Below are 8,112 nucleotides of genomic sequence, written 5' to 3'. Positions count from 1 at the left end.
GAACACCATGGCGTGATCACGTGGTTTGAATGGGGGGCGGGCTTTGCCCGCCATCGCGGAATCTATCCGCGATGGCATTATAAAATGCCCATTCATCGGGGGATGATGAAAGACAGTTGGCTCCCACCGGGGGGGTATACATTACCTAAATGAACAATATTCAGGTCAGCCCTGAGTCTGCTTGAGTATGTACTCGTAAATCGCCTTCGGCGTATCCAGGGTCTGTGCGTCTTCATCCGAGATGCTGATGCCGAACTCGCCAGACAGCGCCATCAACAGGCTGATGATGTCGTACTCATCGGCACCCAGATTTTCCAGGGTGTGGCCGTAACCGCCGTAGCCGCGCCTGACCTCCTGCTCTGAAATGCCCAGTTGCTCGGCAATCATGACGTTGAGCTTGTTTCTGAGTGCTTCGTTGTCCATGATGCCCCTCATCCCAAATGTCGTAAGGCCATCAGACTGCCCAGCAGCCTGACACCTGTCAATCACCACGCTAGGGTTGCGCTAACATCAGACTCCGGCCGCCACCTGCATGGCGCCCACACGGTTCACTTTTACGACAGCCCCCATGACACACCAATCGCCTTCCCTGCTGCTCAGGCTCGCCAGAAAGCTGCCTTTTATCAGCAGGCTTGTCACGGCATTTGCCGAGCGCAAGCGACTGGCAGCCCCCGAAAGCCTGCCAGACACCGCACCGCCGATGGCCCAAGAGGCGCGGCCCGCGCCGACCGGCAAAACCACAACCGCCCGGCCCAAGGCCAGAGAAGCCAAGCCTGCCGCCCCGCCGCCCGATGCGAAGACAAATGCCCCGGCCTGCCCGCATTGCCGCAAGACCATGGTCATGAAAGTGGCGCGTAGCGGCGCCAAGGCTGGCGACAACTTCTGGGGCTGTGCGGACTATCCGCAATGCAGGGGCATCAGGGCGATCTTTGCGCCGATGCCGTCGCAACCGGTACGCAGCAAACCGGCAAACAAACGCCAACGCTAGCCAGAACCGCCGCGTTCATTAGCCATACCCTGTGGCCGCTCATCAATAGATGTGCTGCACGATACCGTCTGCCAGCTCGCCCCAAGCGCCGGCCACTGCGGTATTGGTCAGCACCACCAGGCTGCGCTGGGCCTGCGGGTCGACCCAATAGTGGCAACCATACAACCCGCACCAGCCCCAGCTACCCGCCCCTTGCGGCTGGCCGGCAGCCACAGGGTCAAGCAGCACCGCCGGCCCCAGGCCAAAGCCCCAGCCAGCGCCGCGACTGGTCATGGGCAGCTCGCCCAACGCGTTGGCGGTCAGTAACGCGCAACTGACCGGGCTGAGCAGCGGCGCACCGCCCAGGCGCAAGCACTCAAGCAAGCGCAGGTAATCATCGGCGGTGCCGACCAACCCGGCGCCGGCTGAGGCGTAAGCCTGGCGGTTGAACGCCCGGCGGGCACTGAGCAGTGCCACCCCGCCATCCAGCGGCAGACGATCATGATCGCTGATCGGTTGTGGCAGCGTCGGGGCGTCCTTGTAGGCGCGGGCCAGAGAGTCGCAGGCAGTAAAGCCGGTGCTGCGCATCTGCAGCGGACCTGTGACATAGCGGTTGATCGCCTCAGCCAGATCCAGACCGCAGGCCACCTCGATGACCGCCCCCAGCACATCAGTGCCCAGCGAGTAGCGCCACGCCGTACCCGGCTCGAACAACAGCGGCAGCTGTGCCAGACGCCGCAGGTTGTCTTGCAGGCTGTGGCTTGGGTCATCCAACCCGTCAGACACCCCGGCCCGTTGGTAGGCGTTGCCCGGCGCTAATTCAAAACCGTAGCCCAGCCCCGCCGTATGGCACAGCAACTGGCGCAGGGTTATCACTGCCTCGCGACCATCGGTGAGGCGTGGGCGAAAATACCCCAGCCAGTCACTGACAGGGCCTTTCAGGTCCAGTACGCCCGTTTCGCACAGATGCAGCACGGCGACCGAAGTCAGCAATTTGCTCAGCGACGCCAGGCGCATGGCGGTGTCGCGCTGCATGGGTCGTTGCGCCTCGCGGTCAGCCCAGCCACAAGCACTGGCATAGCGCAGTTCACCGGCCTCGGCCAGCAACAACACCCCACCGACAATCCGCCCGCTGTCGACCTGCCGCAGCCAGAAGTCATTGAGCTGCTGCACCGTCACATCCCCTGCACGGCATGGCTGAAAATCCGTTGATAGCCCTCGGCACCGTGACGCACCGGGTTGGTGTGCGAGCAGCCATCCTTGAAGGCCATCTGGCCGATCAATTCGGCATCACGCTCATCAATAGCCAATGCCGTCAGTGTGTGCGGGATGCCGCAGTCGTGGCGCAATTGCAGTAACCAGTCCATGACCCCATTGAAGCCCGGTTTGGGCAAACGCAGGTCATGGGCCAGCTCGTTCATGGGTTGATGCAGCGCCGCCTCGTTGGCCAGCAGCACATAGGGCAACACGATCGCGTTGAGCAGCCCGTGGTGATGGTCGTAGAGCGCGCCCAGCGACTGGGCAATGGCATGTACGCCACCCAGCCCGCGCTGAAACGCCGCTGCGCCGAGGCTGGAGGCGACCAGCATTTGCTCGCGGGCCTCAAGGTCCTGGCCGTCGCGCACCACCCGTGGCAGGTGCTGGCGGATCATCTGCAGGCCCTTGACCGCCACGGCTTCGGCCATCGGGTGCCAGACCGGCGAGCACCAGGCTTCGATGCAGTGGGTCAGCGCGTCCATGCCGGTGGCGGCGGTCAGTGCCGGTGGCAGGCTGAGGGTCAGCCTGGCATCGAGAATCGCCACTTTGGGCATCATCCGCAGGTGCAGGATGGTGCGTTTGACCCGTGCCGCTTCGTCGGTGATGACCGCGGCGCGACCGACTTCCGAACCGGTGCCGGCGGTGGTCGGCACAGCGATAAGCGGCGCAATGCCGTCGGGGTCGGCACGCAGGTGGTTGGTGCCGATGTCTTCAAAATCCCACAGCGGGCGGTGCTGGCCGGACATCAGAGCCACGGCCTTGGCGGCGTCCAGTGCCGAGCCGCCACCAAAGGCGATCACCCCGTCGTGCTGGCCGGCTTTGTAGCGCTCAAGGCCTGCGGCGACGTTGCTGCCGGTGGGGTTGCCCTTGACCTGATCGAACAGTGCGCACTGGCCGAGTTCGCGGCGGCAGTCGTCCAGGGCTTGCTGGATCATCGGCTGGCTGCCCAGGTCGCGGTCGGTGATCAACAGCGGACGCTGGATGCCGGCGCTGCGGCAGGCATCGGCAAGCTCGCGGACGCGCCCGGCGCCAACGCGGATGGAGGTGGGGTAATGCCAGTTGTTGGTGTGCATTGAACGGTCTCTGCAAGTGGGTGGGTGTTTTGCATAGGCGCGGCTGGTGTGTGAACGGCTTAATGCGGGGCAAAGATCATTGGCGCGGTCGTCTGGGCTGCGGGTTTCGCCCCGACGGGCGACCTACTTTGGTTTTGCCCAAAGTAGGCAAAGGCATTGCTCCTGGCTTGGGTCCGCCCTGCGGGCGAACTTCCCTCCGTACGGCATCGATTCGGGGGCCGGCGCGATGGGCGTCCCTGCCCAGCGCACCTGAAACCGACTTCCCTGTCGGTTTCTCCCCCAAATCGATGCCTACCCTCGGCCTGCACCCAAGTCGCGATTCGCGTCGTCTGTACGATCTCGGCTCGAAGATCAAAATCAACGGCAACTGCGACGGCAACGGCAACGGCAACGGCAAGCGATGAGCCAATTCAGTCATTAATCTTTCTTACCGGTGGTGAATCAGATCAGTCCCACCAGCAAACGCAGGCCAAAACCGACCATGAACAGCCCGGTGATGATGTCGATGGCTTTTTTCATGCGCTGGTAGCGGGCCTGGATGGCCGGGATCGAGAACAGGGTGGCGAGCAGTACGAACCAAGAGATGGCCAACACCGCGATGATCGATACCCCGGCGCTGCGCACCCAGATGGGCAGGCCCGGTGCAGCGACGGTGGTGAACACGCTGGTATAGAACGCCAACGCCTTGGGGTTGGTCAGGTTGGTGAGCAGGCCGAAGCGGTAGGCGCGGCTCAGGCTGGCAATGCCCAGTGCGTTGATATCGCGAGGGGCCGGCGGGTTGCCGGCGCTGCGCAGGCTTTTGATTCCCAGCCAGCTCAGGTAAACGCCGCCAAGCAGTTGCAGGGCCGGCTGCAGCCAGGGCAACTGCTGGAACATCAGGCCCAAGCCGGTGACGGCCAGCAGCGCCCAGATGATACTGCCCGAGGCCACGCCAAGACCGGCACAGATGCCTTGCTGGCGCGACTGGCTGCAGGACAATTGGGTGATGACCAGAAAATTCGGTCCCGGGCTGATGATCAGCACGATAAAGGCGCCGGCCAGCGCGGTGAGCAGGGTCAGTTCGTAGGGTATCGAGTACATGGGGTCGGTCCTTGTCAGTGAGAAAACGGGGTCAACAGGCCACGGCGCACGGCGAGGCCAATGCGCCCAGGCAGTCCTGCACCGCCCGGCGCGCCTGGAGCGGCGCCAGGCAATGCGGGTCGGGGGTCGGTACGTAGTGGTTGTAAAAGGTGCTGCCTTCCACCACTGGCCCCAGCAGCCATAGCCGCGAATGTGCGCAGCCATCAGCGCGGATCGCACGGTGTTGGTCGTTGACCAACACGCCGTCAGCGGGAAACGCCTGAGCGGCTCGGATCAGGCCCTGACGTTGCAGGTCGCCGAGCAAACCGCTGGCATTGAGGCTCAGGCCGCTGTGGGCATTGCGTGCCCGAACGATGCAGTCCAGTTGCGCAGGCACCTGACCTGGGGCCAGCAGGTGCACCACGCCGGCGTCGAGCAACGCCAGCAGGTCTTCGTAGCGCTCTTGCTGCGGGCCGCCGACCAGACGGTTGGAGAGCCCGGCAAAACGGCGGTAAAAATCCACCCGTGAGTGCGCCAGCAGGCCGTCGTGGTCAACCGCCAGGCGCAGCAGGTCGCGGTAGTCACGCCAGACTTCCAGGGCCTGGGTCAGTGGGCTGGCGCGGCGGCCCAGGCGGCTGCGAATCAGGTCTTGCTCAAGCCAGCGGCGCAGCCACTGCGGGTAATCGTCGCCCGTCCACGGCTGCATCGGCATCCAGTGCAGCGGCTCGAAAGCCCCCCACTGTCGGGCCAGTTGCGCAAACAACTCATCGCGCTGCGCCGTCTCGCGCAAGGCCTGCTGGACTGCGGGCAACCCTTGCGGCTCGGCCAGGCTGACGCTGGCCTGATAGAACACCGCGCGCATTTCATCGGTGATCAACGGCAGCAGATCGCGGGCGAAGTCCAGCCGCGCGCAACCAGACTCTGCGCGCAGCCGTTCGATGGCCTCGGCGGTGAAGAACAGCCGTGGCCAGGGCTGGCACGGCGCGTCAAAACCGCTTGGCCGGGCATGAAACGGCAAGCCACTGCGTGAATACAGGTAGATTTGCGGCTCGCGGCCGCTGGGCAGGTAGCGCCAACCGGCCAGGCCGTTATCAGCCACGTAGCGGCCGCCACGGCCTTGGGTCAGTTCGGCGATGCAATCCATGGCGCTCAGGCCCAGGCCCTCGATCGCCACCCGTGCGCCGGGTTCGGCCGGCAGCGGCGTGGCCGGCGCATGGCCGCTGGTGATGAACAATCCGTGGTAGTGATGACAAGTGCCCTCTTGGGTGGTCAGTTGCCAGCCCGAACCACCGGCCGCAGGCAGGGCACGGCTCACCCGCTGCGGGTAGTGACGCACCTGCAACTGTGCCGGGCAATGCCCCAGCAGCCAGCGGTAGCTGTCTTGCAAGTACAGCCCCAGCAAACGACGCGGCACGAAGTCAGCGAAGGCCAGCGGCCGGCCCTGCCCGCTGGGGTCGACATGGCCGCGGGCGTCGAGGCGCAGATCTCGCGCTTGGCACCACTGCAGGAAGCTCGGCCCCGGCGGTTGGGTGGCCGGGTGGGCGGTGCAGAACGCAGAGATCTGCCCGGCCATGGTGTTTAGCATCAGGTAATCGGGCTGGTCACTCAGGTGCAGGCCACTGCCCGGAGTAGCGGGATCGAACAGGTCCAGTTGCAGCGGCAGATGCGGGTTGGCGCGGCTCAGGGCAATGAACTGCTCCAGCAGGCTCAGCCCGCGCGAGCCCATACCGACAATGGCGATTGTGTACATGGTCGTCACCAGCGGCTGGATTCAAAGAAAAAATTCGGCACCGGCAAGGCCCGGCCCTGCTCCAGCGCCCGGCGATACACGCGCTGCCCTACCGCCAGGTCCAGCACGCCGAGGCCAAATGGCGAGAAGATGGTCGGTTTGGCCGGATCAAGGCTGATCTGGCCGAGCATCAATTGCGCCAGGCTGCCGCTGATGAACGCGCGCTGCTGATAGTGCTCGACCGCCAGTTGCGGCGAGGTGCCGGCCTTCAGGCAGTGCTCGACGTCATCGAACAGGTTGTTGGCCTGGGCGATCACTGCTGGCCCCAGATCGCGCAGCGAGATATTCAGCACCACCTGACCGGCACGCAGCAGCGGCTCATGCACGTAAGGCGTCGGCGCGGTGGTGGCGAACACCAATAGGTCGGCGCTCAGACTGGCCGCCAGCTCAACCTGCTCGGCTTGCAGCGCGTGCTGTTCGGCCAGATGGCCGATCAAGGCGGCGGCCGACGGCGCATGCGGGTCATGCACCGTGATGCGCTGGAACCGCCAGCCATCGGCAATCAACAGATCAACGATGCTGCGGGCAATAAACCCCGCCCCCACCAGTGCCAGATGGTCGGCGGCGCGGCGCTGGCCATTGCTCCACCAGGCGCCCAGCACCGCCGAGGCCGCGGTGCGCATGGCGCTGATCCGAGAGGCTTCCAGGCAGGCATAGGCATAGCCTGTGTCGGGCCGGTTGAGCAGCAATACCGCCGAAGCCCGTTGCAGGCCGTTGTCGATATTGGCCGGAAAACTGGAAATCCACTTGATCCCGGTGACCGGCTGCTCGCCCTCCAGGCTGGCCGGCAAGGCAATGATGCGGTTAGCCGGCTGCCGGGGAAAACGCAGGAAATAGCTGTCCGGGTTGATGCTGCGCCCGGCTTCGTGATCCAGATAGGCCTGGCGCACGTCATCGATACAGGCCAGCGGATCAGCCGCCAGAATCTGCGCCACACATTGCCCGTCGAGCACATGAAAATCCGCCTGTGGTGTGGGCAGCCAGGTGGTGCGTGCAGGCTCGCGCCCCAGGTCTGCCAAGTTCATCGCCAGCACCTCGCGACCAAAGCGCTGCTCAACCCACGTATCGTCATACAGGGTGTCGAGGTAACGCTCGCCCCAGTCCGGCGACACCGCCACCACCACCGCTCCAGGTTCGATACGCTCGCGCCAGGCATGCACGGCGCTGATCACCGTGGCCGTCGAGCCGCCCACCAGCAGCCCGCGGCTGCGCGCCAGCAGCCGAGCCATGACCACCGTGTGGGCCTCAGGGACCATTTCCAGCGCATGAATGCCGGCGGCGTCGAAGATCGGCGGACGCTGGCTGGTGCCCAGACCTGGAATGAAACGCCGGCTGGCGGGTGTGCCGAAGGTCACCGACCCCACGCTGTCGACGGCGATGATTCTGGTGTGCGGGCTGTGCTGGCGAAAATACTCAACGCAGCCCATCAGGGTGCCAGTGGTCCCGGCCCCGACGAACAGATAATCGACCTGGGCAAAGTGCCCGGCGATGGCGCGGGCCGTGGTCCGCGCGTGGGCCTTGGGGTTGGCGGCATTGGCGTACTGGTTAAGCCACAGGTAACGCGGGTCGCTGGCCTGCAACTGTCGGATCAACTCGATTCGGGTGCCGAGAAAGCCGCCATTGGCGTCGGTTTTTTCGACCTGAATGACCTCAGCGCCATAGCTGCGCATCAGGCGCAGGTTATGGCTGGCAGTGTTGGGGTCGACCACGCAGGTAAAGCGCAGGCCGCGGGCGGCGCAGAGCATGGCCAAGGCTACGCCAAGATTGCCGGATGACGACTCGATGAGGATCGAGTCGGGCTGGATCAGCCCCCGCGCCTGCAGGTCGTCGACCAGCCCGCTGGCGGTCTTGAGCTTGATCGAACCGGCCGGGTTGAACGACTCCATTTTCAGATGAAAGTCCGCGCCCAGGCCGCTGATTTTGAGGAAGGTCTGGTCATGGACGATGTCGCCGATGCTGTCATACAT

The 8,112-nt window shown here is 64.7% G+C and carries 7 protein-coding genes; 1 reads left to right on the top strand and 6 read right to left on the bottom strand.

What is annotated here, in order from left to right; all coding sequences use genetic code 11:
- Window positions 1-165: 165 nt before the first annotated feature.
- The gene (locus tag NJC38_RS22450) at window positions 166-423 is read right to left on the bottom strand and encodes an acyl carrier protein (RefSeq protein WP_253117165.1); all 258 of its coding nucleotides are present in this window, start codon (window positions 421-423) and stop codon (window positions 166-168) included.
- A 145-nt stretch (window positions 424-568) separates the two neighbouring features.
- On the opposite strand from NJC38_RS22450, the gene NJC38_RS22445 reads away from it, so the two are divergent.
- On the top strand, window positions 569-988 hold the full coding sequence (locus NJC38_RS22445) for a topoisomerase (protein WP_253117164.1): 420 nt from the start codon (window positions 569-571) through the stop codon (window positions 986-988).
- Between the two features lie 42 nt (window positions 989-1,030).
- On the opposite strand, the gene NJC38_RS22440 is transcribed toward NJC38_RS22445, so the two are convergent.
- The 5 genes from NJC38_RS22440 to sbnA all read right to left on the bottom strand — a co-directional run bounded on the left by NJC38_RS22440 (window position 1,031) and on the right by sbnA (window position 8,112).
- The gene (locus NJC38_RS22440; RefSeq protein WP_253117163.1) at window positions 1,031-2,140 is read right to left on the bottom strand and encodes a serine hydrolase domain-containing protein; all 1,110 of its coding nucleotides are present in this window, start codon (window positions 2,138-2,140) and stop codon (window positions 1,031-1,033) included.
- A 2-nt stretch (window positions 2,141-2,142) separates the two neighbouring features.
- Complete coding sequence (locus NJC38_RS22435; protein ID WP_253117162.1) at window positions 2,143-3,297, bottom strand: iron-containing alcohol dehydrogenase; 1,155 nt, start codon at window positions 3,295-3,297, stop codon at window positions 2,143-2,145.
- Between the two features lie 441 nt (window positions 3,298-3,738).
- On the bottom strand, window positions 3,739-4,377 hold the full coding sequence (locus NJC38_RS22430; protein ID WP_253117161.1) for a LysE family transporter: 639 nt from the start codon (window positions 4,375-4,377) through the stop codon (window positions 3,739-3,741).
- Between the two features lie 31 nt (window positions 4,378-4,408).
- Window positions 4,409-6,106, bottom strand: a complete 1,698-nt coding sequence (locus NJC38_RS22425; RefSeq protein ID WP_253117160.1) for an FAD/NAD(P)-binding protein — start codon at window positions 6,104-6,106, stop codon at window positions 4,409-4,411.
- A gap of 5 nt (window positions 6,107-6,111) precedes the next feature.
- Entirely contained in the window at window positions 6,112-8,112 is a 2,001-nt protein-coding gene (sbnA, locus tag NJC38_RS22420) for a 2,3-diaminopropionate biosynthesis protein SbnA (protein WP_253117159.1), read from the bottom strand.

It is taken from the genome of Pseudomonas sp. 21LCFQ010, from assembly GCF_024129905.1.
Taxonomy (GTDB): Bacteria; Pseudomonadota; Gammaproteobacteria; order Pseudomonadales; family Pseudomonadaceae; genus Aquipseudomonas.
This window is presented reverse-complemented; position numbering and strand designations above follow the sequence as displayed.

Coding starts and splice junctions, on each gene's coding strand:
- NJC38_RS22445 (WP_253117164.1), top strand. CDS start 569: ATGACACACCAATCGCCTTCCCTGCTGCTCAGGCTCGCCAGAAAGCTG.
- NJC38_RS22430 (WP_253117161.1), bottom strand. CDS start 4,377: ATGTACTCGATACCCTACGAACTGACCCTGCTCACCGCGCTGGCCGGC.
- NJC38_RS22450 (WP_253117165.1), bottom strand. CDS start 423: ATGGACAACGAAGCACTCAGAAACAAGCTCAACGTCATGATTGCCGAG.
- NJC38_RS22425 (WP_253117160.1), bottom strand. CDS start 6,106: ATGTACACAATCGCCATTGTCGGTATGGGCTCGCGCGGGCTGAGCCTG.
- NJC38_RS22435 (WP_253117162.1), bottom strand. CDS start 3,297: ATGCACACCAACAACTGGCATTACCCCACCTCCATCCGCGTTGGCGCC.
- sbnA (WP_253117159.1), bottom strand. CDS start 8,112: ATGTATGACAGCATCGGCGACATCGTCCATGACCAGACCTTCCTCAAA.